General features: G+C 68.9%; 21 protein-coding genes. 13 read left to right on the forward strand and 8 right to left on the reverse strand.

Going from position 1 to position 21,999, the window contains the following annotated elements; all coding sequences use genetic code 11:
* Positions 1 to 61 precede the first annotated feature (61 nt).
* The 3 genes from Q8M82_RS22835 to Q8M82_RS22845 are packed head-to-tail and all read right to left on the reverse strand — an operon-like array spanning position 62 to position 4,853.
* Positions 62 to 2,893: a DUF4159 domain-containing protein gene (locus Q8M82_RS22835; RefSeq protein ID WP_305693614.1), complete on the reverse strand. Its 2,832-nt coding sequence runs from the start codon at positions 2,891 to 2,893 to the stop codon at positions 62 to 64.
* A gap of 6 nt (positions 2,894 to 2,899) precedes the next feature.
* Positions 2,900 to 3,814: a DUF58 domain-containing protein gene (locus Q8M82_RS22840; RefSeq protein ID WP_305693587.1), complete on the reverse strand. Its 915-nt coding sequence runs from the start codon at positions 3,812 to 3,814 to the stop codon at positions 2,900 to 2,902.
* A gap of 13 nt (positions 3,815 to 3,827) precedes the next feature.
* Complete coding sequence (locus tag Q8M82_RS22845; protein ID WP_305693615.1) at positions 3,828 to 4,853, reverse strand: AAA family ATPase; 1,026 nt, start codon at positions 4,851 to 4,853, stop codon at positions 3,828 to 3,830.
* A 175-nt stretch (positions 4,854 to 5,028) separates the two neighbouring features.
* Here Q8M82_RS22845 and Q8M82_RS22850 point away from each other — a divergent pair, with 175 nt between their 5' ends.
* The 4 genes from Q8M82_RS22850 to Q8M82_RS22865 are packed head-to-tail and all read left to right on the forward strand — an operon-like array spanning position 5,029 to position 7,811.
* Positions 5,029 to 5,643: a DUF1285 domain-containing protein gene (locus tag Q8M82_RS22850; RefSeq protein WP_465248090.1), complete on the forward strand. Its 615-nt coding sequence runs from the start codon at positions 5,029 to 5,031 to the stop codon at positions 5,641 to 5,643.
* Positions 5,643 to 6,287, forward strand: a complete 645-nt coding sequence (locus tag Q8M82_RS22855) for a CoA pyrophosphatase (protein WP_305693616.1) — start codon at positions 5,643 to 5,645, stop codon at positions 6,285 to 6,287. The genes Q8M82_RS22850 and Q8M82_RS22855 overlap by 1 nt, the downstream gene beginning before the upstream one ends.
* A 22-nt stretch (positions 6,288 to 6,309) precedes the next feature.
* On the forward strand, positions 6,310 to 6,567 hold the full coding sequence (locus Q8M82_RS22860; RefSeq protein WP_305693589.1) for a DUF6111 family protein: 258 nt from the start codon (positions 6,310 to 6,312) through the stop codon (positions 6,565 to 6,567).
* On the forward strand, positions 6,564 to 7,811 hold the full coding sequence (locus Q8M82_RS22865) for a CCA tRNA nucleotidyltransferase (RefSeq protein WP_305693590.1): 1,248 nt from the start codon (positions 6,564 to 6,566) through the stop codon (positions 7,809 to 7,811). Before Q8M82_RS22860 ends, Q8M82_RS22865 begins: the two co-directional genes overlap by 4 nt.
* Before the next feature lie 13 nt (positions 7,812 to 7,824).
* Here the strand turns inward: Q8M82_RS22865 and hemF are convergent, their stop codons facing one another.
* The gene (gene hemF, locus Q8M82_RS22870; RefSeq protein ID WP_371126445.1) at positions 7,825 to 8,760 is read right to left on the reverse strand and encodes an oxygen-dependent coproporphyrinogen oxidase; all 936 of its coding nucleotides are present in this window, start codon (positions 8,758 to 8,760) and stop codon (positions 7,825 to 7,827) included.
* Positions 8,761 to 8,770: 10 nt separating this feature from the next.
* Complete coding sequence (locus tag Q8M82_RS22875; protein WP_305693591.1) at positions 8,771 to 9,316, reverse strand: tRNA (cytidine(34)-2'-O)-methyltransferase; 546 nt, start codon at positions 9,314 to 9,316, stop codon at positions 8,771 to 8,773.
* A gap of 179 nt (positions 9,317 to 9,495) precedes the next feature.
* Between Q8M82_RS22875 and Q8M82_RS22880 the strand changes: the two genes are divergently transcribed.
* The 9 genes from Q8M82_RS22880 to Q8M82_RS22920 all read left to right on the forward strand — a co-directional run bounded on the left by Q8M82_RS22880 (position 9,496) and on the right by Q8M82_RS22920 (position 18,984).
* Positions 9,496 to 11,361, forward strand: coding sequence for an ABC transporter ATP-binding protein (locus tag Q8M82_RS22880; protein WP_305693592.1), 1,866 nt, complete (start codon positions 9,496 to 9,498; stop codon positions 11,359 to 11,361).
* A 193-nt stretch (positions 11,362 to 11,554) separates the two neighbouring features.
* Entirely contained in the window at positions 11,555 to 12,106 is a 552-nt protein-coding gene (gene petA / locus Q8M82_RS22885) for a ubiquinol-cytochrome c reductase iron-sulfur subunit (protein WP_305693593.1), read from the forward strand.
* 53 nt (positions 12,107 to 12,159) lie between these two features.
* On the forward strand, positions 12,160 to 13,443 hold the full coding sequence (locus Q8M82_RS22890) for a cytochrome b (RefSeq protein WP_305693594.1): 1,284 nt from the start codon (positions 12,160 to 12,162) through the stop codon (positions 13,441 to 13,443).
* Between the two features lie 8 nt (positions 13,444 to 13,451).
* Entirely contained in the window at positions 13,452 to 14,321 is an 870-nt protein-coding gene (locus Q8M82_RS22895; RefSeq protein ID WP_305693595.1) for a cytochrome c1, read from the forward strand.
* Positions 14,322 to 14,432: 111 nt separating this feature from the next.
* Positions 14,433 to 15,311: an S-methyl-5'-thioadenosine phosphorylase gene (locus tag Q8M82_RS22900; RefSeq protein WP_305693596.1), complete on the forward strand. Its 879-nt coding sequence runs from the start codon at positions 14,433 to 14,435 to the stop codon at positions 15,309 to 15,311.
* 5 nt (positions 15,312 to 15,316) lie between these two features.
* Positions 15,317 to 15,844 carry an adenine phosphoribosyltransferase gene (locus Q8M82_RS22905; protein WP_305693597.1) on the forward strand — a complete coding sequence of 176 codons (528 nt, stop codon included), beginning with the start codon at positions 15,317 to 15,319 and terminating at the stop codon, positions 15,842 to 15,844.
* A gap of 7 nt (positions 15,845 to 15,851) precedes the next feature.
* The gene (mtnA, locus tag Q8M82_RS22910) at positions 15,852 to 16,961 is read left to right on the forward strand and encodes an S-methyl-5-thioribose-1-phosphate isomerase (RefSeq protein ID WP_305693598.1); all 1,110 of its coding nucleotides are present in this window, start codon (positions 15,852 to 15,854) and stop codon (positions 16,959 to 16,961) included.
* Between the two features lie 13 nt (positions 16,962 to 16,974).
* The gene (locus Q8M82_RS22915; RefSeq protein ID WP_305693599.1) at positions 16,975 to 17,619 is read left to right on the forward strand and encodes a class II aldolase/adducin family protein; all 645 of its coding nucleotides are present in this window, start codon (positions 16,975 to 16,977) and stop codon (positions 17,617 to 17,619) included.
* A 63-nt stretch (positions 17,620 to 17,682) separates the two neighbouring features.
* Positions 17,683 to 18,984 carry a sensor domain-containing diguanylate cyclase gene (locus Q8M82_RS22920; protein ID WP_305693600.1) on the forward strand — a complete coding sequence of 434 codons (1,302 nt, stop codon included), beginning with the start codon at positions 17,683 to 17,685 and terminating at the stop codon, positions 18,982 to 18,984.
* A gap of 49 nt (positions 18,985 to 19,033) precedes the next feature.
* Here Q8M82_RS22920 and Q8M82_RS22925 read toward each other — a convergent pair whose 3' ends face one another.
* Genes Q8M82_RS22925 through Q8M82_RS22935 form a run of 3 tightly spaced genes read right to left on the reverse strand, consistent with a single transcriptional unit; the run spans position 19,034 to position 21,999 of the window.
* Complete coding sequence (locus Q8M82_RS22925) at positions 19,034 to 19,969, reverse strand: dihydrodipicolinate synthase family protein (RefSeq protein WP_305693601.1); 936 nt, start codon at positions 19,967 to 19,969, stop codon at positions 19,034 to 19,036.
* Positions 19,970 to 20,023: 54 nt separating this feature from the next.
* Positions 20,024 to 21,235: a M24 family metallopeptidase gene (locus Q8M82_RS22930; RefSeq protein WP_305693602.1), complete on the reverse strand. Its 1,212-nt coding sequence runs from the start codon at positions 21,233 to 21,235 to the stop codon at positions 20,024 to 20,026.
* A gap of 44 nt (positions 21,236 to 21,279) precedes the next feature.
* Complete coding sequence (locus Q8M82_RS22935) at positions 21,280 to 21,999, reverse strand: GntR family transcriptional regulator (RefSeq protein ID WP_305693603.1); 720 nt, start codon at positions 21,997 to 21,999, stop codon at positions 21,280 to 21,282.

Consider the following 21,999-nt stretch of genomic DNA (forward strand, 5'->3'; position numbering starts at 1 on the left):
TCCTTCGAGACGCCGCTGACGCGGCTCCTCAGGATGAGGGCTGTGGGAGTTGCAGCCCACTTCACTGGCCCAGCCTTTCGAGCAGGGCCGGGACATGGACCTGGTCGGCCTTGTAGTTGCCGGTGAGGGCGTACATCACGAGGTTGACGCCGGCCCGCAGCGCCATTTCGCGCTGCCGCGGATCGGAACCGGAGAGCGGCACGAGCGGTTCGCCGCGGCGGTTGACGGCCCAGGCCGAGGCGAGATCGTTCGAGGTGATGACGATGGGCGAGACATTGTCGCCGGCCCGGGCCGGGCGCCGACCGTCGGCGCCGGCGGGCGGCAGGATCTCGACCCAGGTCGTGCCGCTGTCATAGCGCCCGACGAAGCCGTCCAGGATGTAGAAGGTCTTGGTCAGGACGTGGTCGCGCGGGATCGGCTCGAGCTCGGGAATGTCGAGGGTCTGCAGCATGCGCCGGAGCTGGTCGCCCTCGGGCGTCGTGCCGCCGCCGGGGCGCGCGCTCATCGCGTCGCGGGTGTCGAAGATCACAAGCCCGCCGCCCTTCATATAGGCCTCGAGTTTGCGCAACGTCTCGGAGGAGGGGATCGGCCGCCCGGAGACGATCGGCCAGTACAGGACCGGGAAGAAAGCGAGTTCGTCGCGATCGGCATTGACGCCGACGGCCTCGCCCGGTTCGAGAGCGGTGCGCGCACCGAGGACGACGTTGAGCCCGGCGAGCCCGGCCTTCGACATCTCGTCGACCGCGCGATCGCCGGTGACGACATAGGCGAGGCGCGTCACCGCCCCGGCGGCAAAGAGTTCGCGCGGGATCGGCGGGCGTGGGTCGAGCGCCGCGGTGGGCACCGAGGGCGCTTGCGACTGGGCGTCCGCCCGCTCCGGCATCAGCGAAAGCCCCCCGAGCGCCAGCGCAAGCAGGATCGCAGCCGGCGCCGCGCGGCGGGCCTTGCGGGCGAGATTCAGGCGGCCACCGAGCCACAGCGTCGCCAGCGTGTCGGCGACCAGCAGCAGCAGCGCCAGCACCAGAAGTTGCGGGCGGATATCGAGCGCGACGGGCTTGTCCACCGGCAGAATCGGCGCTCCCAGCGCGGCAAGGTCGATGGCGCGCAGCGTATCCGTCGGGTTCAGCGTGTTGACCGCGAGCGAGCCGTCCGCGGGGCCATAGATGCCGGGCGGATGGGCGAGCGTGGCGCGGCCGGTGAAGCTGCGCGCCACCGGCTGGGCCGTGGCGGGCGGGCTGCGGAAGCTGCCGGTGCCGTCGAGCACGCGGGTCGGCGAAAGCGTCTCCACGCGGGCATCCTCTCCCTGGGGCTCGGCCGGGCCGGTGCCGGCGAGGCCGACGATCTTCCGGAGCATTTCGACGAAGAGGCCCGACAGCGGCAGGTTCGACCAGGTCGTGTCTGCCGTGACATGCATCATCGCGATCATGCCGTCGCCGCGACGCTCGCCGGTCACGACGGGCGTGCCGTCCTCCAGCGCCGCCCAGGTCTTGCGCGAGAGGTCGGCTTCCGGCTCGGCCAGGATCTGGCGGCTGACGCGGACATCGTCACTGATCGGCACGCCAAAGAAGGGGCTCTCGCGGGTGAAGGCGGCGAGCTTGCGCGGCGTCTCCCAGGAGAGGCCCCCACCCAGCGTGCGGCCGCCGCGGCGCAGGCGCACCGGCGTCAGTTCGTCGGAGGCCGCGGCGAGGCGCGCCCCGGCGAAGCGCAGCAGCACGCCGCCGCGCTGGATGAAAGCGTTGATCTTGCCGGCCGTGTCGGGATCGAGCGCGCCGATATCGGCCAGCACCAGCACCGAGAGGTTCTGCGCCAGGAGTTCGCCGACGGGGTCGGTCGAACCCGGCCGCGGTTCGCGAATCTCGGCGAAGGGCTGGAGGGCGCGCGAGACGTAATAGGTCGGCGAGAGCAGCGGCTGCGCCGTGTCGGTGGTCGCACCCGAGACGATGCCGACGCGGCGGCGCTTGGAGCGGTCGTCGAGCAGGGCGACGGCGCCGGCGCTGCGCTCGCCGACGATTTCGAGCCGCGAGACGGCGTTGCGCACCTCGATCGGCAATGTGAGGCGGGCCGTGGTCTGCAGGTCCGAGCCGCTAAAGATGAAAGGTGCGTCGCCGAGCGGCAGGCCCTTGAGATCGAGCGCACGGACGAGACCGCTGGAGGCGGCGCTGCCGGTCGGCCGGAGCACCTTGACCGCGAGCGCGCCGGCCAGGTTTTCCGGCGCGGCCAAGGCGAGCTGGTCGACCGGTGCGGCATGGATCGAGAGGCGCCCCGAGCTGGCCTCCTGCCTCAGCCTGGCGAGAAAGGCACCGTCGTCGGAGACCGAAAGCCCATCCGCCACCCAGACGATTTCGGCATCCGGCGAGTTGCGCAGGAAGTTCTCGATGCGCGGCAGGTGAGCGCCGCGGTCGGGCGCATGCGGCTGCAGGGCGAAGGCGCGCAGACGGTCGAGCGCGGCGCGCGGCTCCGACAGCGCGATTTCGGCCGGATTTTCCGCCAGACCGACGAGGGCGACCGGGCGGCCTTCGCGGGCGGCGGCGGCGACGCGCGATTCGGCGACCAGCAGGCGCTCCGGCCAGTCGGTCGCGGCGCCGAAGCCATTGTCGATCAGCAGCAGCATCGGGCCTCGCAGCGGACCGGCCTCGCGGGGCGGGTTCCAGACAGGGCCGGCCACGGCGAGGATCGCCAGCGCCGCGACCAGCATGCGCAGCGCCAGGAGCCACCAGGGCGTATGGGCCGGCATTTCGCGCTTGGCGACGAGGTCGGCCATGATCTTGAGCGGCGGAAAGTCGATCCGGCGCGGCCGCGGCGGCGTGACCCGCAGGATCAGCCAGAGCGCGGGCAGCAGCGCGAGCGCGGCCAGCGCGAGCGGGGCGGAGAAGGCGAGCGGGAGCGCGTTCAGCACCGGCTATCTCCCGCTTCCGCGCGACGCCGCCACGAGGCTCGCGACCCGCAGCACGCCTTCGCTCGCCGGCCGGTCGGTGCGGTGGAGCGTCAGCGTCCAGCCCGCCTTTCGGCAGGCCTCCCGGATCGCATCGCGATGGGCTTCCAGCCGCTGACGGTATTCGGCGCCCCAGGAGCCGGCATCGCCGACGCGCAGCGAAAGCCCATCCTCGAGATCGAAAAGCTCGGCCTGGCCGGTGAAGGGGAAGGTTTCCTCGATCGGGTCTGCGATCAGCAGGACATGGCCGCGGGCGCCGGAGGAGGCGAGGGTGGCGATGCGGCGGGCGAGCGAATCGGCCGGCGAGAGACCGTCCGTGATGATGATCGCATCGGCCAGGCGCGGCAGCGGCCCGTCGGGCGGCAGGTCGAGATCGCCCCCCTTGGCATCGGCCAGGATCGCCTGGGCCAGCGTCTCGACGATACGGCGCGAGGCGAGCGCCCGCGTCAGCCCGAGATGGCCGACACGCTCGCCGCCATCGACCAGGGTCTCGGCGAGGGCGAAGCCCGCGATCAGGGCGCGATCGACCTTCGAGGCCAGAGCGAGGCTCGATGCGAAGCCCATCGAGGCGGAGCGGTCGATCCAGAGCCAGATCGCGTGGGAGGCCTCCCATTCGCGTTCGCGGACGAAGAGATGGCCGTCGCGGGCCGAGCGGCGCCAGTCGATGCGCGACGAGGATTCGCCGGTGACGAGCGGGCGGTACTGCCAGAAGGTCTCGCCCGGGCCCGCCCGGCGGCGCCCATGGATGCCGTGCAGGCTGGCGGAGACGCGCCGCGCCTCGAGTATCAGCCGGGGCAGGCGCGCCGCCAGATCGAGCGAGGCGGTGACGACCGGCCTGGCGGGCTGGCGTTCGGCCGATCCGAGAACGCGCGTGCGCAGCATCCGTGTTCGCCCCCTATCCCAGTCGCTCGACGAGCTTGCCGATGATGCCCTCGACCGTCTCGCCGTCGGCGCGGGCGGCGAAGGTCAGCGCGACGCGGTGCTTGAGCACGGGGACGGCCAGCGCCACGACATCGTCGACGGAGGGCGCGAGACGGCCTTCGACCAGCGCACGGGCGCGGCAGGCCAGCGTCAGCGACTGGCTGGCGCGCGGTCCCGGCCCCCAGGCCAGCTTGTCGGTGATGGTGGCATCGCTGCCCTCGCCGGGGCGGGCGGAGCGAACGAGATCGAGGATCGCGTCGACGACCGCCTCGCCGACGGGCAGGCGGCGCACCAGCCGCTGCGTCGACATCAGGGTTTCGGCCGTCATCGCCTGGGCCGGCTTGTGCTCGGAGGCGCCGGTGGTCTCCATCAGGATGCGGCGCTCGGCCTCGCGGTCGGGATAGGCGACGTCGATCTCGAGCAGGAAGCGGTCGAGCTGCGCCTCGGGCAGGGGATAGGTGCCCTCCTGCTCGATCGGGTTCTGCGTCGCCAGCACATGGAACGGGGCGGGCAGGTCGTAGCGCTCGCCGCCGACGGTGACGTGGTGCTCCTGCATCGCCTGCAGCAGCGCCGACTGGGTGCGTGGGGAGGCACGGTTGATCTCGTCGGCCATCAGGAGCTGGGCGAAGACGGGCCCCTTGATGAAGCGGAAATGGCGCTTGCCGTCGGCGCTCTCGTCGAGAACCTCGGAGCCCAGGATGTCCGAGGGCATCAGGTCGGGCGTGAACTGGACGCGACGCGCGCTCATGCCGAGCACGGTGCCCATCGCCTCGACGAGCTTGGTCTTGGCGAGGCCGGGCACGCCGACGAGCAGGCCGTGGCCGCCCGCGAGCAGGGTGATCAGCGAGAGATCGACGACCTTCTGCTGGCCGAAGATGACGCGGCCGATCTCGGCGCGGGCGGCGCCGATGGCGCCCAGCGCCGCTTCCGCCGCCTCGACGATGCCGGTATCGAGGCTGACCGGCGGGTTGGTGTCCACTGCCCGGACTTGCGCCACCATTACGATCTCCTTCACCCTCGGGGTCCGCGCCTTCCGGCGCCGCGCAACTTGCCACGCCCTGAGCCGTTAACTGTGGACGGGGCGCCATGCCGGCTCAAGGGCGGAATGACGCGGTGCACAGAACACGGCTTCACGATTATGTGGAGTTCAAGGCAGAGGCGATGATGCAACCACTATGCCGCATGCAGCGCAGGCGGACCTTTCGATGAGCGGCGAAGGCGGCGCGATGGAGCGGCTGCTGGCCGCGTTGAGAGGCGGGGAGACCCGCGGCTTGCCGCCGGTCGAGCGCTGGAATCCCGATTTCTGCGGCGATATCGACATGAGGATCGCCGCCGACGGCACTTGGTTCTATCTGGGCACGCCGATCGGCCGGCCGGCCCTGGTGAAGCTTTTCTCCTCCGTCCTGCGCCGCGACGGCGATGGTTACGTTCTCGTGACCCCGGTCGAGAAGCTCGGCATCACGGTCGACGACGCGCCCTTCCAGGCCGTCGAGATGGCGGTGGAGGGTGAGGGCGAGGCCCGCGTGATCGGCTTTCGGACCCAAGTCGACGATCTCGTCGAGGTCGGGCCAGAGCATCCGATTCGCTTCGAGCGGGAGGCGGCGGGAGACGGGCTGAAGCCTTACGTCCATGTGCGCCGCAACCTCTGGGCCCGGCTCACCCGGGCGCTGACCTATGATCTGCTGGCGCTGGGGGAGGTTCGCGAGGCTGGCGGGGTGCCGCATTTTGGCGTCGCCGTCGCCGGCACCTTCTACCCGGCGGTGCCGGCGAGCGAGATCGACGCTGCGTGATGCGGGCTCTGGACCTGACCACCGAGGAATTCGCCGCCCTGGCGATGCAGCGGCTGCGGGCCGAGCCGCCGGCTCTGGGCGATCTCATCGCCCGCCCGCGCGGCGACCACGATCACCAGCCCCAGCCGATTGCACCGCCGGACGAGACGGCGGCTGTTCCCGCCGCCGTGCTGATCGGGGTGGTGCCGCGACCCGAGGGGCCGACGGTCATCCTGACGCAGCGGGCGGCGACGCTGCGCAGCCATTCGTCGCAGGTCGCCTTTCCCGGCGGGCGTGTCGATGCCGTCGACGGCTCTCCGGTCGTTACGGCGCTGCGCGAAGCGGAGGAGGAGATCGGCCTGCCGCGCGAGCGCGTCCGCACGCTCGGCTTCCTCGATGCCTATCTGACGGGAACCGGCTACCGCATCGTGCCGGTGGTCGGCCTGCTCGAGCCGCCCTTCACCCTCACGCTGAACGCCCATGAGGTGGACGAGGTTTTCGAAACGCCGCTCTCCTTCCTGCTCGACCCGGCCAATCACCGGCGCGAGGGGCGTGAATGGCAGGGGCTCTACCGCACCTACTATGCGATGCCGTTCGGGGATCGCTATATCTGGGGCGCCACCGCCGGAATGATCCGCAATCTCTACGAGCGGCTCGCCGGCTGAACCGGACTGGACGATCAAGGCCATGCTGCGCTCGATCATCGAAGAGGTGCTTCTCTTCGTCCTGCCCTTCTGCATCTTCGCGGGCTATCTCATCGTCAAACGGCGCAACCCGCTCGATGTCGAGCACTGGAGCCGGCATCTCTTCTGGCTGTCGATCGTCGGGCTGACGCTGGCCATCGCGCTCGTCGCCTATGGCGGCTGGACCGCGCCGCGGGCGACGGGTGCCTATGAGCCGCCGCATATGGAGAACGGGCGATTGGTGCCCGGCCGTTTCAAGTGACATCTCCCGAGGAGCGGATCGCCGCCCTGCTGGAACGGCCATCGCTCTCCCGGTTGCTGGAGGCGCTCAACGGCGAGGGCGAGGAAACCCGCATCGTCGGGGGCGCGGTACGCGACGCCCTGCTCGGCGAACCGATCGGCGATGTCGATCTGGCGACGACCGCGCTGCCGGATGACACGATGCGGCGCGGTCGGCTGGCCGGGTTCAAGGCCGTGCCGACGGGGATCGAACACGGCACGGTGACCCTCGTCGCCGACGGGGTCGCCTGCGAGGTGACGACGCTGCGCGAGGATGTCGAGACCGACGGCCGACGCGCGACGGTCCGCTTCGGGCGTGATTTCGTCGCCGATGCATGGCGGCGCGACTTCACGGTCAATGCGCTGTCGCTCGACCGGGCGGGCGCCGTCCATGATCCCTGCGGCGGGCTTGCCGATCTCGCTGCGCGGCGCATCCGCTTCATCGGCGACGCGGCGACGCGCATCCGCGAGGATTATCTCCGGATCCTGCGGTTTTTTCGCTTCCACGCCCGCTACGGCACCGGTGCGCCGGATGCCGAGGGCGTGCGCGCCTGTATCGCGGGGCGGGTCGGGCTGGCGGGCTTGTCGCGAGAGCGCGTGCGCGCCGAGCTCATGAAGCTCCTTGTGGCGCCCGGCGCTGCGCCGGCTCTGCGCTCGATGGCCGAAGCCGGTCTGCTGATGCCGATGATCGGGCGCGTGCCGCATCTGACGCGCTTCGAGGCCGTGGCGGAGGGCGGAGGCGAGGGCGTGTTTCCCGCTTTCCGGTTGGCGGCGCTCGCGGTCGGCGTGCGCGAGGATGCGCTGCGGCTGCGCGAGGAGCTGCGCCTCTCCAATGACGAGTTCGACCGGATCGAGCGCATTGCGCTGGCGCTGGAAGGTCTGTCGGGGCGCCGTTCGCCCGCGCGCCTCGCGCAACTGCGCCATCTCGCCCACCGGATCGGCCAGGACGCGGTGGCCGCCGCTCTCGTGCTGCTGGCGGGGCGTGGCGCGGAGGCCGCCGGGCGGGCTCAGGCGATGATCGCCGAGCTGGCGGGCACGCCGTCCTTCCAGCCCACCGGGCGTGACGTGATCGCACGCGGCGTCCCGGCCGGGCCCCGGGTCGGGCAGGTGCTGGCGGCGGCGCGGCACGGCTGGATCGAGGGGGGCGCTCCTCCCGATACAACCGCGCAATGGCGGTATCTGGATGAGGCCCTTCGATCGATCGCCCCGGGTCGAGCGGCCGATTGAAGCAGCCGCCTGCTCAGGGCCAGCGCACCGTCGGCGGCATCGAGGACAGGATCGAATCGACGTTGCCGCCGGTGCGCAGGCCGAAGATCGTGCCACGGTCGTACAGCAGGTTGAACTCGACATAGCGCCCGCGGCGGATCTGCTGCTCCTCGCGCTGCGCCGCACTCCAGGGCTTGCTTATGTTCGCCCGCAGGATCGGCGGATAGGCGGCGAGGAAAGCCTCGCCCACGGCCTGGGTGAAGGAGAGGTCGCCCTCGGGATCGCCCGACCAGACATAATCGTAGAAGATGCCGCCGATGCCGCGGGGCTCGTCGCGGTGCTTCAGGTGGAAATACTCGTCGCACCAGGCCTTGAAGCGGGGGTAGTCGGCGATCGGTGCGTGGCGCTCGCAGGGCTCGCGCATCGCGGCATGGAAGGCGATGGCATCGGGATCGTCCTGGTTGCGGCGGGCGACCAGGACGGGGGTGAGGTCGGCGCCGCCGCCGAACCAGGGCTTGGTGGTGACGACGAAGCGCGTGTTCATGTGCACGGTCGGCGCGTGCGGGTTCCAGGGATGGGCGATCAGGGAGATGCCGGTGGCGTGGAAGCGCGGATCCTCGGCCGCGCCGGGGATCTGGCCGGCGAATTCGGGCTGGAAGGTGCCGTAGACGGTCGAGACATGGACACCGACCTTTTCGAAGACGCGCCCGCTCATCATCGACATGACGCCACCGCCGCCCGGTGCGCCGTCATGGTTGTTGCGCTGCCAGGGCGTGCGGACGAAGCGGCCGGGTGCCTGCGTCTCGGGAGGGAAGGGGCCGGTCGCATCGGCCTCGACCGCCTCGAAGGCGGCGCAGATGCGGTCCCGCAGCGTCTCGAACCAGGCCTTCGCGCGGGGCTTCATCGCCTCGGCCTTTTCCAGCGCGACGGGGTCGCTCGGCGCCGCGGCGGCGGCCTTGTGGTCGGTCATCCCCGTCTCCTCACCCTGACTGGTCTTTTTGCTCGTGGTCTTCGGCCAGCACCGGGGCCGGGAAGCCGCCGATCTGCCGCAAGGCTTCGCCCAGAACCAGGGCGGCTGCAATCGCGACGTTGAGGGAACGCAGCCCCGTCTGCATGGGCACATGCACCGTCGCATCGGCGGCCGCATAGACCTCAGGCGCCACGCCGGCCGATTCCCGGCCGAGCATGACGATGTCGCCGGGCGAGAAGGCGAGGTCGAGATGGCGGGTGCGACCGTCGGTCTCGGCCAGGATCAGGCGGTGTCCCGCCTCGCGGCGCCAGCGGTCGAAGGCGGCAAAGGAGATGTGGCGGGTGACGGCCGCACGCTCGATGTAATCCATGCCGGAGCGGCGGAAATGGCGGTCGGAGACGTCGAAGGCGGCGGGCTCGACGATGTCGACGGCGACCCCAAGGCAGGCGGCCATGCGGATCATCGTGCCGGTGTTCTGGGGAATGTCGGGCTGGTAGAGCGCCAGGCGCAGCGGCGCCCGGCCCCTCGGAGATCCTGCTTCGTCCGTCGCCGTCATCGTGCTGCTGTCATGGGGTGACGGCGACCGGTGCGTCAAGGACGGCGCACGCGGCGGGCATGCGTCGGCACGGCTGGCAATTGTCGCGCCTGCACGCCATATCCGCGGCCTGCCCGGGTCGGACCCGCCCCGGGCCTTGCCCCGATTTCGTCGTCATGCCGGTCCAGAGGAGGGCGGACATGTTCACCCCGCTGTTCCGCTGGCTCGAAAGCCGCATCGACGTCTTCGCCCCCTTCGACGAACGCGAGACGCCGCCGCGCGGGGTCTGGCCGTTCATGTGGCACCACATCAAGGGGGTGAAGGGCTGGCTCGCCGTCGTCATGCTGACGGGGCTCGGCTTCAGCGGCATCGAAGCGGCGATGTATCTGATGGTCGGCTGGTTCGTCGATCTTCTCGCGACGCAGTCGCCGGAGACGATCTTCCGCGACCATGGCTGGCTGCTGGCGGGAGCGGCCTTTCTCGTGGTTGTGGTGCGGCCGCTGGTCTATTTCGCCAACCACGCCATCGTCGATCAGGTCGTGGTGCCACAGATCACCAACCAGATCCGCTGGCGCAACCATGTCTACACGCTCGGCCACGCGCTCGGCTACTTCCAGAACGATTTCGCCGGGCGCCTGTCCTCGCGCGTCATCCAGGCGGGCCAGTCAATCCGCGGCGCCACGATCGAGGTCATCGACGATCTCTGGTACGCGCTGATCTTCGCCTCGGTCGCGATCGGCTTCTTCGGCGCGACCTCGCTGTGGCTGGCGCTGCCGGTTTTGGTGTGGCTCGCGGCCTATGTCGTGCTGCTGATCTATTTCGTGCCGCGCGCCAAGAGCCGCTCGGAGGCGAATTCGCTCGGCCGCTCGTCGACCACCGGGCGGATCGTCGACGCTTACACCAATATCCTGACGGTGAAGCTGTTCGCGCGCGCCGACGCCGAGCGCTCGGCCGTGCGCGAGTCGCTGTCGCGCTGGAACGCCGCCTTCCTCAACCTGTCGCGGCTGATCACCGGCGTCAGCGTCATCCTGCAGACGATGAACAGCCTGCTCGTGGTCGTCACCGCCTGGCTCAGCCTCTGGCTCTGGAGCCATGGCGCGATGACGCCGGGTGCAGTCGCGGCCTCGATCGGCCTGGTGCTGCGCCTCGTCCAGATGTCGAGCTGGCTGATCCACCTCGTGCGCGGCGTGTTCGAGAACATCGGCTCGGTTCAGGAGAGCATGGAGACGATCGCCAAGCCGCACGACTTGCCCGACGCGGCCGACGCCGTGCCGCTGCGCGTCGAGCAGGGGGGCATCCGTTTCGACAAGCTCCGCTTCAACTATGGCAAGAGCGGCGGTCTGTTCGAGGGGCTCGATCTCGAGATCAAGCCGGGCGAGAAGATCGGCCTGGTCGGGCCCTCCGGCGCCGGCAAGTCGACGCTCGTGAACCTTCTGCTGCGGCTCTACCCGCTCGAGGGCGGGCGCATTCTGATCGACGGGCAGGACATCGCCCATGTCACGCAGGATTCGCTGCGCGCGCAGATCGGCATGGTCACGCAGGACAATTCGCTGCTGCACCGCTCGATCGGCGACAACATCGCCTATGGGCGCGTCGGCTCGACGGCCGAGGAGATCGCTCAGGCGGCCCGCCAGGCCTCGGCCCATGAGTTCGTGCTGGGGCTGAGCGACCAGGACGGGCGTCACGGCTTCGATTCGCGCGTCGGCGAACGCGGCGTGAAGCTCTCCGGCGGCCAGCGCCAGCGCATCGCCATCGCCCGCGTGCTGCTGAAGGATGCGCCGATCCTGATCCTCGACGAGGCGACCTCGGCGCTGGATTCCGAGGTCGAGGCCGCGATCCAGGAACAGCTTACCACGCTGATGCAGGGCAAGACCGTCATCGCCATCGCGCATCGGCTGTCGACGATCGCGGCGCTCGACCGCCTGGTCGTGCTCGACCGCGGGCGCATCGTCGATATCGGCAGCCATGCGGAGTTGGTCGCACGGGGCGGGCTCTATGGCCGGCTCTGGGCGCGGCAGTCGGGCGGGTTTCTCGCCGCTGCCGACCCGGAAACGCTGCCGGCCTGAGGCTCGTCTGGCGATCATGCGCCATGCACGGGCAGGCCTGTTGCAACAGTAGACTTCGTCCAATCTGCATGCCAAAGAGCGCGACAGTGACGCGCCGCCGCATTGCGGCCGTGACGACGCGCCCGTAGATACGGCGCAAGCTTGCAATTTCGAGTTTTTCCAAAGCTCGACTGACGTTGTAGAGGATTGGATCGTGGCGAACGCGACCGATACGAAACCGACCGAATCCACCCGCCGCGATTTCCTCATGCTGGCGACCGGTGCCGCCGGTGTCGTCGGGCTCGGCGCAGTGGTGGTGCCTCTGGTGAGCCAGCTCGCGCCCGACGCCCAGACGGTCGCGGCCGGCGCGCCGATCGATCTCGACCTTGCTCCGATCGCGGAAGGCCAGGCGATCAAGCTGTTCTGGCGCGGCAAGCTGATCTTCGTGCGTCACCGCACCAAGAAAGAGATCGACGAGGCCCGCGCAGTCAATGTCGCCTCGCTGCCCGACCCGCAGGCCGATCAGGCCCGCGTCAAGGAAGGCCATGAGCAGTTCCTGGTCGTGTACGGCAACTGCACCCATCTCGGCTGCGTGCCCCTCGGCAACAATCCCGGCGATCCGAAGGGCGATTTCGACGGCTGGTTCTGCCCTTGCCATGGCTCGCACTACGACTCATCGGGCCGCATCCGCAGGGGGCCGGCGCCGCTCAATCTGCCGATCCCGCCCTACGCCTTCACCGAAGGCACCAAGATTCGGATCGGCTGAGCCGCGCGCTCGGTCCGAACCCGCCTGTAAGAGACAGCCCCGAGGCAATCCGCATGAGTGGTCACAGCTCCTACGTCCCGAAGACAGGTTTCGAGCGCTGGCTCGATGCGCGCCTGCCGATCATCCGCCTCGCGCATGATTCGGCGGTGTCCTATCCGGTGCCGCGCAACCTGAACTATTTCTGGACCTTCGGCGGCATCCTCATGTTCATGCTGGTGGCGCAGATCGTCACCGGCATCATCCTGGTGATGCATTACACGCCGCATGCGACGATGGCGTTCAACTCCGTCGAGCACATAATGCGCGACGTGAACTATGGCTGGCTGCTGCGCTATCTGCATTCCAACGGCGCCTCGATGTTCTTCCTCGCCGTCTACATCCATATCTTCCGCGGGCTGTACTACGGCTCCTACAAGGCTCCGCGCGAGGTGCTCTGGATTCTCGGCGTCGTCATCCTGCTGCTGATGATGGCCACCGCCTTCATGGGCTATGTGCTGCCCTGGGGCCAGATGTCGTTCTGGGGTGCGACCGTCATCACCAGCCTGTTCTCGGCGCTGCCGATCGTCGGCGAGACCATCGTGACCTTCCTGTGGGGTGGCTTCTCGGTCGACAACCCGACGCTGAACCGCTTCTTCTCGCTGCACTATCTGCTGCCGTTCATGATCTTCGGCGTGGTCATCCTCCATGTCTGGGCGCTGCACCATGTCGGCCAGAACAATCCGACCGGTGTCGAGGTGAAGAACGTCGCCAAGGACACGGTGCCGTTCACGCCCTATGCGACGGTCAAGGACCTGTTCGCGATGGTGTGCTTCATCTTCGTGTTCGCCTATTTCGTCTTCTACACGCCCAATTTCATGGGCCATGCCGACAACTACATCCCTGCCAATCCGGCCGTGACGCCGGCCCATATCGTGCCGGAATGGTACTTCCTGCCGTTCTACGCGATCCTACGTGCGGTGCCCGACAAGCTCGGCGGCGTCATCGCCATGGGCGCGGCGATCGTGGTGCTGGCCTTCCTGCCCTGGATCGACAGCTCGAAGGTCAAGTCGATGAGCTATCGGCCGATCGCGCGCCAGCTGTTCTGGGCCTTCGTCGTGGTCTGCATCGGCCTGGGCTGGCTCGGTGCCATGCCGGCAGAGGGCGGCTATGTCATCGCCTCGCAGATCTTCACCGTGCTGTATTTCGGCTATTTCGTCGCTCTGTTCGTCGTCGGCCTGTTCGAACGGCCCAAGGCGCTGCCGAACTCGATCGCCGATTCCGTGCTCGGGACGCTGCAGGGCGGATCGGGTGCGCGCATGGGCACCGCCGTCGCCGCCGAACCCAACGCCAAGGGCTGAGACGAATCATGAGCACTCTTTCGTTTCGCTCGGCCGCCTTCGGTCTCCTGCTCGCCGCCCTGCCGCTGACCGCCCAGGCGGCCGGTGAACGCGTCATCCCGCCGGAGCTGAGCTGGTCGTTCTCGGGGCCCTTCGGCAAGTTCGACCGGGCCCAGCTGCAGCGCGGCTACAAGGTCTACAAGGAGGTCTGCGCGAACTGCCACAGCGCGTCGCTGCTGAAGTTCCGCAACCTGTCCCAGCCCGGCGGGCCGGAGTTCTCGGCCGGCCAGGTCACGGCGCTGGCTGCGACCTACCAGATCAAGGACGGCCCCAACGACGCCGGCGAAATGTTCGAGCGGCCCGGCCGCGCCGCCGACGCCTTCCCGGCGCCCTTCCCGAACGAGCAGGCGGCGCGCGCGGCCAATGGCGGCGCCTATCCGCCGGACCTGTCGGTGCTGGCCAAGGCCCGGACCTATGAGCGCGGCTTCCCGCGCTTCGTGTTCGACATCTTCACGCAGTACCAGGAGCAGGGGCCGGATTACATCGCCGCGCTCCTGACGGGCTACAAGGACCCGCCGCCGGAAGGCGTGACGCTGCTGCCGGGCCAGTATTACAACACCTATATGCCCGGCCATCTGATCGCGATGCCGAACGTCCTGAACGACGGCCAGGTCGAGTTCCCCAAGGGGCCGGACGGACAGCCGCAGGTGCCGGAGACGGCCCAGCAATACGCCAAGGACGTGACGGCCTTCCTGATGTGGGCGGCCGAGCCCCACCTCGAGGCGCGCAAGCGCATCGGCCTGCAGGTGATGCTGTTCCTGCTGATCTTCGGCGGGCTGCTCTACTACACGAAGAAGAAGGTCTGGTCGCGCATGCCCGACGGCACGCCCGTCCACTGATCCGACCCGCTTACGCAGAAGGCCCCGGCGACGGGGCCTTTTTCGTTGGCGGCGCGGCTTGAAGCGGCGGCGGCCGCGCGGCACAGTCCCGGTCGGCATAGGAATATCGAAATGAGCGAAGCGGTCCTGGGGATCATCGGCGGGTCGGGAATCTACGATCTGCCGGGCTTGAGCGATCTGCGCGAGGAGCGGATCGAGAGCCCCTGGGGCGAGCCGTCCGACGTCGTCCGCATCGGACGGATGGGGCGAACCCGGATCGTGTTCCTGCCCCGCCATGGGCGCGGTCATGCGATCCCGCCCTCCGAGATCAACTACCGCGCCAATATCGACGTGATGAAGCGGGCGGGTGTCACCGACCTCGTGTCCCTGTCGGCCTGCGGCTCCTACAAGGCCGAGCTCTATCCGGGGCTGTTCGTGCTGGTCGACCAGTTTGTCGACCGAACCAGCGGCCGCGCGTCCTCCTTCTTCGGGCGGGGCTGCGTTGCGCATGTCTCGGTCGCCCATCCGGTCGGGCCTGCGCTGCAGGAGCTGATCGCGGAGGCGGCGACCGCCGAGGGGCTGCCCTTCGTGCGCGGCGGCACGCTGGTGACGATGGAAGGGCCGCAATTCTCGACTTACGCGGAATCGATCACCTACAAGACGCTCGGCTACGACCTGATCGGCATGACGGCGATGCCAGAGGCCAAGCTCGCTCGCGAGGCCGAGATCACCTACGCGACGGTCGCGATGGTCACCGACTACGACTGCTGGCACGAGGAGCATGGGCCGGTCGACGTCGCCGCCGTGGTCAAGGTGCTGCACGACAATGCCGACAAGGCGAGGCGGCTGGTGGCGCGGTTGGCGGCCGATTTCCCGCGGGAGCGCGTGCCCTGTCCGGCGGGCTCCCACAACGCGCTCGACAACGCCCTCATCACCGCCCCCGAAATGCGTGATCCCGCCCTGCTCGCCAAGCTCGACGCCGTGGCGGGGCGTGTCCTCGAGGCGGCCTGACAGCGATGAACCTCGCCGACAGCATCCGCGCCATTCCCGATTATCCCAAGCCGGGCATCGTCTTCCGCGACATCACCACGCTACTGGGCGACGCGCGCGCCTTCCGCCGCGCCGTCGACGAACTGGTCCAGCCCTTCGCCGGGCTGAAGATCGCCAAGATCGCCGGCATCGAGGCTCGCGGCTTCATCCTGGGCGGGGCCGTCGCGCACCAGCTTTCGGCGGGCTTCGTGCCGGTGCGCAAGAAGGGCAAGCTGCCGCATGAGACGGTCAGTGTCACCTATGAGCTGGAATACGGCACCGACGAGATCGAGGTGCACAAGGATGCGGTGTCGCCTGGCGAGCGCGTGTTGCTGGTCGACGACCTGATCGCCACGGGCGGGACGGCGGAAGGCGCGGTGAACCTGCTCTCGCGGCTGGGAGCGGAGGTGGTCGCCGCCTGCTTCATCGTCGATCTGCCCGATCTCGGCGGCGCCGATCGGATTCGCCGGCTCGGCGTGCCGGTTCGCACGCTCGTCGCTTTCGGCGGGCACTGAGGCGCGCATGAAGATCAACGGGCAGGCCTACCGCACGATCTGGCTCGCGCCCGATGGCTGGCGTGTCTGCGTGATCGACCAGACGCGGCTGCCCTTCCGCTTCGAGACGGTGACCCTGTCCTCGCCCGAGGCGGCGGCGGAGGCGATCCGCAGCATGGTCGTGCGCGGCGCGCCGCTGATCGGGGCGACGGCTGCCTATGGCGTGGCGCTGGCGATGCGGGCCGATGCCTCCGACACGGCACTGGAGGCGGCACTGGCCCTGCTCGGCGCGACGCGGCCGACGGCGGTCAACCTGCACTGGGCGCTGGCGCGCATGCATGCGCGGCTGGCGCCGCTGCCGGATGCGGATCGGGACGCCGCCGCCTATGCCGAGGCCGCCGCGCTCTGCGACGAGGACGTCGCGCTCTGCCGTGCCATCGGTGAGCATGGACTCGGCGTGATCCGCTCCATTGCCGCTGAAAAATCGGACGGGGCGACTGTCAACATCCTGACGCATTGCAACGCCGGCTGGCTCGCGACGGTGGACTGGGGGACGGCGCTGGCGCCGATCTACCTCGCGCATGATGCCGGCATTCCCGTCCATGTCTGGGTGGACGAGACGCGTCCGCGCAATCAGGGCGCGGCGCTGACGGCTTACGAGCTCGGTGGCCATGGCGTGCCGCATACGGTGATCGCCGACAATGCGGGCGGGCATCTGATGCAGCGCGGCGAAGTCGACATGGTGATCGTCGGCACGGACCGGACGACGGCCAGCGGCGACGTCGCCAACAAGATCGGCACCTATCTCAAAGCCCTGGCTGCGCGGGACAACGGTGTGCCCTTCTATGTCGCGCTGCCCTCGCCGACGATCGACTGGAGCCTGTGGGACGGGCTGCGCGAGATCCCGATCGAGGAGCGTGCGGCCCGCGAGGTGACGCATCTTTCCGGGCTGGCGGAGGATGGCGAGGTGCGCTCGGTCCGCGTTGTGGCGCCGGGCAGCACGGCTGCCAACCCCGCCTTCGATGTCACTCCGGCGCGGCTCGTGACCGGGTTGATCACCGAGCGGGGCGTCTGCGAGGCCGGCGCGGATGGGCTGGCGCGGCTGTTTCCGGAACGGGCCGGGCGGCGCCCCGCGTGAGCAGGACGAGATCATGATCAAGAACGAACTCGGGGCCGGCATCGTCGCCGTCGCCCAGGCGATCGACAAGGCGGGCTTCTGCCCATCGAAATCGGGCAATGTCTCGGCGCGGACAGAGGCCGGCTTCCTGATCACGCCGTCGGGCCTGCCCTATGCGCAGACGACGCCGGGCGACCTGATCGAGCTCTCGCTCGACGGCGCTGTTCTCTCGGGCGCGCGCAAGCCCTCCTCGGAATGGCCCTTCCACGCCGCGATCTACCGGGCGCGACCCGAGGCGCAGGCGATCGTCCATACGCATTCGCCGCGGGCCACGGCGCTATCCTGCACGCGCCGGGGCATCCCCGCCTTCCATTACATGATCGCGCTCTGCGGCGGTGCCGACATCCGCTGCGCCGAGTACGCGACCTTCGGCACGCCGGAACTGGCGGAGAATGCCGTGCGGGCGCTGGAGGGGCGCAAGGCGGTGCTGCTCGCCAATCACGGCGTCATCGCGCTCGGCGCTTCGCTCGCCGGGGCGCACCAGATCGTGGCCGAGGTCGAAAACCTGGCGGGCCAGTACCTCGACATCCTCGCTGCGGGTCTGGAGCCGATCATTCTCGACGAGGCGGAGATGGCGCGTGTGAGCGCACGATTTGCGGGCTACGGCAAGGTAGGCTGAAGCCTAAGCCAATCGCACGGGGGAATCTCACGGCTTGTTAATGCCCTTGCGGCATGAAAGGGCATGATCCTATCGCCGTACCTGCATGCCTCCCTGGATATGCTCGGCATTGCTGCCTGCGAGTACGACGCGCGGCTGGATGCCGTCAGCTGGAACAACACGTTCCTGCAGTTCTTCCCGGAGGATGACGGCGAGATCTATGTCGGCGAGCCCTACGCGGACAATCTCGTTCGTTTTTATCGTTGCCGGCTGTCTCCCGAAGAGATGCCCGAGGTCGAGCGCTATATCGCCGAAGGCGTCGCGCGCCACGAAAACCAGACGCAGCCTTTCGAATTCATCCACCATGGTCGCCGGCTGCGCGCCTCGTCGCTTCGGGCTCCCGATGGCGAGCGGGTGCGGCTGTGGCAGCCCTTGGATGCCGAGCATCGGGCAGAGGCGGTTCCCGAACTCGTGCTGCCCGTTTTCGAGGCGCTACCCTTCATTCCCGACGGAGCGACCATTCTGGACGCGGATGATCGGATCGTCGCCGCCAACGATGCTTTCAGGCAGCTCTACGGCCTGCCCGGAGACCGGCCGGTGGTCGGCCGCACGCTCGACGACATCATCGCCTGGTGCTGGCGCGAGGGTTCACCGGCGGGTGCCTGGCGTGCCGCCATCCGAAACGGCCTCCGCTATGACGGCGCACCCTTCGAGATCGAGTTGCCTGGACAGCGCTGGCTGAGGGTCATCGCCCGGCACAGTGTCGGTGGCATCGGCTTCTTCACCCACGCCGACATCACCGCCGCCAAGCGGCAGCATATCGAGCTCGTCGAGGCGCAGGCCGCGCTGCAACGCGCCAACGCAGAACTGGCAAAGCTCGCAGGGACCGATGCGCTGACGGGCCTCGCCAACCGGCGCGCCTTCATGGCGTTCCTCGCGGCCGAAGCCCGGATCGCCCGGCCGCTGTCACTGCTGGCGATCGATGTCGATCATTTCAAGACGATCAACGACCGCTTCGGCCATCTCGTCGGTGATGCCTGTCTGAAGATGATCGGGTCGATCGTGGCCGAGCAGGCGAGCGGCCCCCGCCGGCTCGTCTCCCGCATCGGTGGCGAGGAGTTCGGCGTGGTCCTCGGCGGAGCCTCGTTGGCGGAGGCTCACCGGGTGGGACTGGCGATCCGCGCGGCGCTGGCTCACGCAGCCTGGCGAAGCCTCCACCCCGCCCTGGACCGTGCGACGATCTCGATCGGGCTCTGCTCCGCAGAGGGGCCGATCGACGAGGACCTGCTCTATGGCTGCGCCGACGAGGCGCTGTACGCGGCCAAACGCAATGGTCGCGACCGCATCGAGTCGCGACCATTGCCAGCCACGCGCCGCACGGCTTGACGGGACCGCCCAGAGCCTGAGCGGCGCCAAACGCCTCGCCGGTACCGCGTCAGCTCTTCGACCACTCCGCATACCAGCGCTTGAACAGCGCGAGCTGGGTGCGGGCATAGTGCTTCTGGCCCTCGGTCAGGCTGTCGGAGGCGTTGAAATGCAGCTCGTATTCGGGGCTGCCTTCGAGCACCATCAGATACTTGTAGAACAGCACGAGGTCCGGCCCTTCGTCGAAGCTCGACAGCACGGCGAGCGCGCCGTCCAGTTCGAGCGCCTTGGCCCGGGCCGCGACATCGCCTGTAGCGGCCTGCTCGCAGAGCGAGACGAGGTGCAGCACCGGCTTGGGCAGGACGTTGCCGATGCCGGTGATCGCGCCGCTGGCGCCGCAGTTGACGAAGCCGTGGAAGACCTGCGTGTCGACGCCGACCATCAGCGTGATGTCCTCCGACTGGCCGGTGATGTTCTCGGCCGCATAGGTCAGGCTCTTGGCCCCGCCGAACTCCTTGAAGCCGATCAGGTTGGAGTGGCTCTCGCGCAGCTTGAAGAACAGCTCGGCGCGGGTCTCGAAGCCGTAATAGGGGCTGTTGTAGATCACCGCCGGCAGGCCGTCGGCGGCCTCGAGGATGGCGCCGAAATGCGCGGCCTGGGCCGAGGCCGAGGGGCCGCGCGAGAGCACGCGCGGGATCACCATCAGGCCCTTGGCGCCGGCGCGTTTGCCGTGGGCGGCGAAGGCTGCGGCGCGCTGGGTGTTCTGCGCGCCGGTGCCGACGATGACGGGCACGCCGCCCTCGCACAGGCGGGCGACGCCCTCCATGCGCTGTTCGTCGGTCAGCAGGGGCCAGTCGCCCATCGAGCCGCAATAGACCACTGCCGACATGCCGGCCTCGACGAGTTCCTTGCCCTTGCGGACGAGGGCGTCGAAATCGGGGCTGCGATCCGCCTTGCATGGCGTCATGAGGGCGGGAATCGTCCCGGAGAAGATGTTTGAGGCCATCGAGCGTTTCCTTGGCGGTTTCTTGCGTCGTTAGGTTTGGGCAGCGGCGGAGGTTCAGGCCTCGTAGGCGAAGGGGTCGTCGACGGTGTGGGCGGGCTGGGTGAACCAGCGTGCGCCGTCCTCGGCCATGTAAGCGATGTCCTCGAGGCGCACGCCGAACTCGCCGTAGATGCACATCATCGGCTCGATCGAGAAGCACATGCCGACCTGGAGCGGGGTCTTGTTGCCCTTGACCATGAAGGCTTCCTCATGGACGTCGAGGCCGAGCCCGTGGCCGGTGCGGTGCGGAAGGCCGGGAACCTTGTAGCCTGGGCCGTAGCCGGCCGCCTCGATGACGCCACGCGCACCGAAATCGACATTCTCGCAGGGGGCGCCGAGCTGTGCGGCCGCGAAGCCGGCGAGCTGCGCCTTTTTCTCCAGATTCCAGATCTCGCGCTGGCGATCGGTCGGTTCGCCGAAGACATAGGTGCGGGTGATGTCGGAGCGATAACCGCCGACCTTGGTGCCCATGTCGATCAGCACCATGTCGCCCTCGGCGAGCGTCTGCTCATGGGGCACGCCATGGGGATAGGCGGTGGCCTCACCGAACTGGGCGGCGCCGCTGGTCCAGCTCATGCCGAGCTTGCGATGGGCGCGGTCGAGGAAGTCCTTGGTCTGCGCGGTGGTGACGCCGACCTGCAGCGCGCGGGCGGCGGCACGGTGGACCTCCATGGTGATGTCCATGGCGCGCTGGATCAGGGCGATCTCGGCGGCCGATTTCAGCTGGCGGCAGGTCGCGGTGATCGAGCTGCCCTGCGTGAAGGTGAAGCGGTTGCCGGCCTTGCGCAGCCCGTCGACGATGTAGAAGGGCGTATGAGGGTCGAGCGCGACCTGGCCGCTTTCATAGCCCATGCTGCGGATGGTCTCGACCACCAGCTCTGTCGGATCCTCATGCTCTTCCCAGCAGCGGACATCGTCGCCGAATTTCATGTACTCGCGCGTCTTCGGCTCCTCGAAGGTCGGGCTGAGATAGGCGATCTCGCCCTCGACGGGGATCACCGCGCCATGCAGCCGCTCGGTCAGGTTGAGCTGGATGCCGGTGAAATAGGCTAGGCTCGTCGAGGTATCCAGATAGAGCGCCTGCAGCCCCTGCTCGCGCAGCAGCTTCTGCGCCTTGGCGATGCGCTGCTTGAATTCGCTGACGGCGATCGGCTCGATGCCGTCCGTCATCGGCTTCAGCTTGGCGAGTTCCGCCTCGAAGCTCGATCCGCCCACTCCGATGGTCATGGTCCATAGTCCTCGCTGGTCAGTCTTGAAACGGGCGGTCGCCGTCAGGCGGCCGGGGCCTGCGGCAGGGCGATGTCGGCCTCGTCCGGCTCGAGCAGGTACAGCAGGTCCACGCGAACGGCCAGGACGTGGTCGAGGGTCAGCCGCGCGGCTCCCTCGGCGTCGCCTGCGCGGCAGAGATCGAGCAGTGCGGCATGCTCGCGCTTGGCGCGGGTCGTGGCGCCCTCCGACATGGCGAGCTGGACGCGGGTGTAGCGGTCGGTGTTGGCGAGCAGGACGCGCACCAGTTCGAGCGTCTGGCTGCGGCCCGAGGCCCGGTAGAGCGAGAGGTGGTATTCGCGGTTGAGTTCGCCATAGGCCTCGAGGTCGCCCCTGCCGATCGCAGCCGCATAGTCGGCGAGCAGGGTCTCGGCACGTTCGAAATCGGCCGCCGTGAGCCGCGGCACCGCCCGGCGGATCAGGTCCGGCTCCAGCATGGCGCGCAGGTCGAAGAGCTCGGCGATGTCCGAGCCCGAAAGCGCGGTCACCACCGCGCCGCGATGCGGATGGAGCGTCACCAGCCCCTCCGCCGCGAGCTGGTGGAAGGCTTCGCGGATCGGGATGCGGCTGATGCCGAATTCACGCGCCAGCGCGTCCTGCCGCAGCGCCTCGCCGGCGGCGACGGCGCCCGACAGGATGCGGCGGCGCAGCTCGGCCACCGCCGCGCCGGTGACGGTCTGGCGAAGCAGCGGCCTTCTCGAACGCGGGGTGAGGGTCGAGATCAT

Origin of the sequence: Allobosea sp., assembly GCF_030694325.1 — a bacterium.
Taxonomy (GTDB): Bacteria; Pseudomonadota; Alphaproteobacteria; order Rhizobiales; family Beijerinckiaceae; genus Allobosea.

What these genes read in the sequence shown, in the direction of transcription:
- Q8M82_RS22890 (WP_305693594.1), top strand. Translation starts at nt 12,160, where the DNA reads ATGAGTGGTCACAGCTCCTACGTCCCGAAGACAGGTTTCGAGCGCTGG.
- Q8M82_RS22920 (WP_305693600.1), top strand. Translation starts at nt 17,683, where the DNA reads ATGATCCTATCGCCGTACCTGCATGCCTCCCTGGATATGCTCGGCATT.
- Q8M82_RS22855 (WP_305693616.1), top strand. Translation starts at nt 5,643, where the DNA reads ATGCGGGCTCTGGACCTGACCACCGAGGAATTCGCCGCCCTGGCGATG.
- Q8M82_RS22845 (WP_305693615.1), bottom strand. Translation starts at nt 4,853, where the DNA reads ATGGTGGCGCAAGTCCGGGCAGTGGACACCAACCCGCCGGTCAGCCTC.
- mtnA (WP_305693598.1), top strand. Translation starts at nt 15,852, where the DNA reads ATGAAGATCAACGGGCAGGCCTACCGCACGATCTGGCTCGCGCCCGAT.
- Q8M82_RS22875 (WP_305693591.1), bottom strand. Translation starts at nt 9,316, where the DNA reads ATGACGGCGACGGACGAAGCAGGATCTCCGAGGGGCCGGGCGCCGCTG.
- Q8M82_RS22925 (WP_305693601.1), bottom strand. Translation starts at nt 19,969, where the DNA reads ATGGCCTCAAACATCTTCTCCGGGACGATTCCCGCCCTCATGACGCCA.
- Q8M82_RS22895 (WP_305693595.1), top strand. Translation starts at nt 13,452, where the DNA reads ATGAGCACTCTTTCGTTTCGCTCGGCCGCCTTCGGTCTCCTGCTCGCC.
- Q8M82_RS22915 (WP_305693599.1), top strand. Translation starts at nt 16,975, where the DNA reads ATGATCAAGAACGAACTCGGGGCCGGCATCGTCGCCGTCGCCCAGGCG.
- Q8M82_RS22880 (WP_305693592.1), top strand. Translation starts at nt 9,496, where the DNA reads ATGTTCACCCCGCTGTTCCGCTGGCTCGAAAGCCGCATCGACGTCTTC.
- hemF (WP_371126445.1), bottom strand. Translation starts at nt 8,760, where the DNA reads ATGACCGACCACAAGGCCGCCGCCGCGGCGCCGAGCGACCCCGTCGCG.
- Q8M82_RS22860 (WP_305693589.1), top strand. Translation starts at nt 6,310, where the DNA reads ATGCTGCGCTCGATCATCGAAGAGGTGCTTCTCTTCGTCCTGCCCTTC.
- Q8M82_RS22905 (WP_305693597.1), top strand. Translation starts at nt 15,317, where the DNA reads ATGAACCTCGCCGACAGCATCCGCGCCATTCCCGATTATCCCAAGCCG.
- Q8M82_RS22900 (WP_305693596.1), top strand. Translation starts at nt 14,433, where the DNA reads ATGAGCGAAGCGGTCCTGGGGATCATCGGCGGGTCGGGAATCTACGAT.
- Q8M82_RS22930 (WP_305693602.1), bottom strand. Translation starts at nt 21,235, where the DNA reads ATGACCATCGGAGTGGGCGGATCGAGCTTCGAGGCGGAACTCGCCAAG.
- Q8M82_RS22935 (WP_305693603.1), bottom strand. Translation starts at nt 21,999, where the DNA reads ATGATCTCGACCCTCACCCCGCGTTCGAGAAGGCCGCTGCTTCGCCAG.
- Q8M82_RS22840 (WP_305693587.1), bottom strand. Translation starts at nt 3,814, where the DNA reads ATGCTGCGCACGCGCGTTCTCGGATCGGCCGAACGCCAGCCCGCCAGG.
- Q8M82_RS22850 (WP_465248090.1), top strand. Translation starts at nt 5,029, where the DNA reads ATGCCGCATGCAGCGCAGGCGGACCTTTCGATGAGCGGCGAAGGCGGC.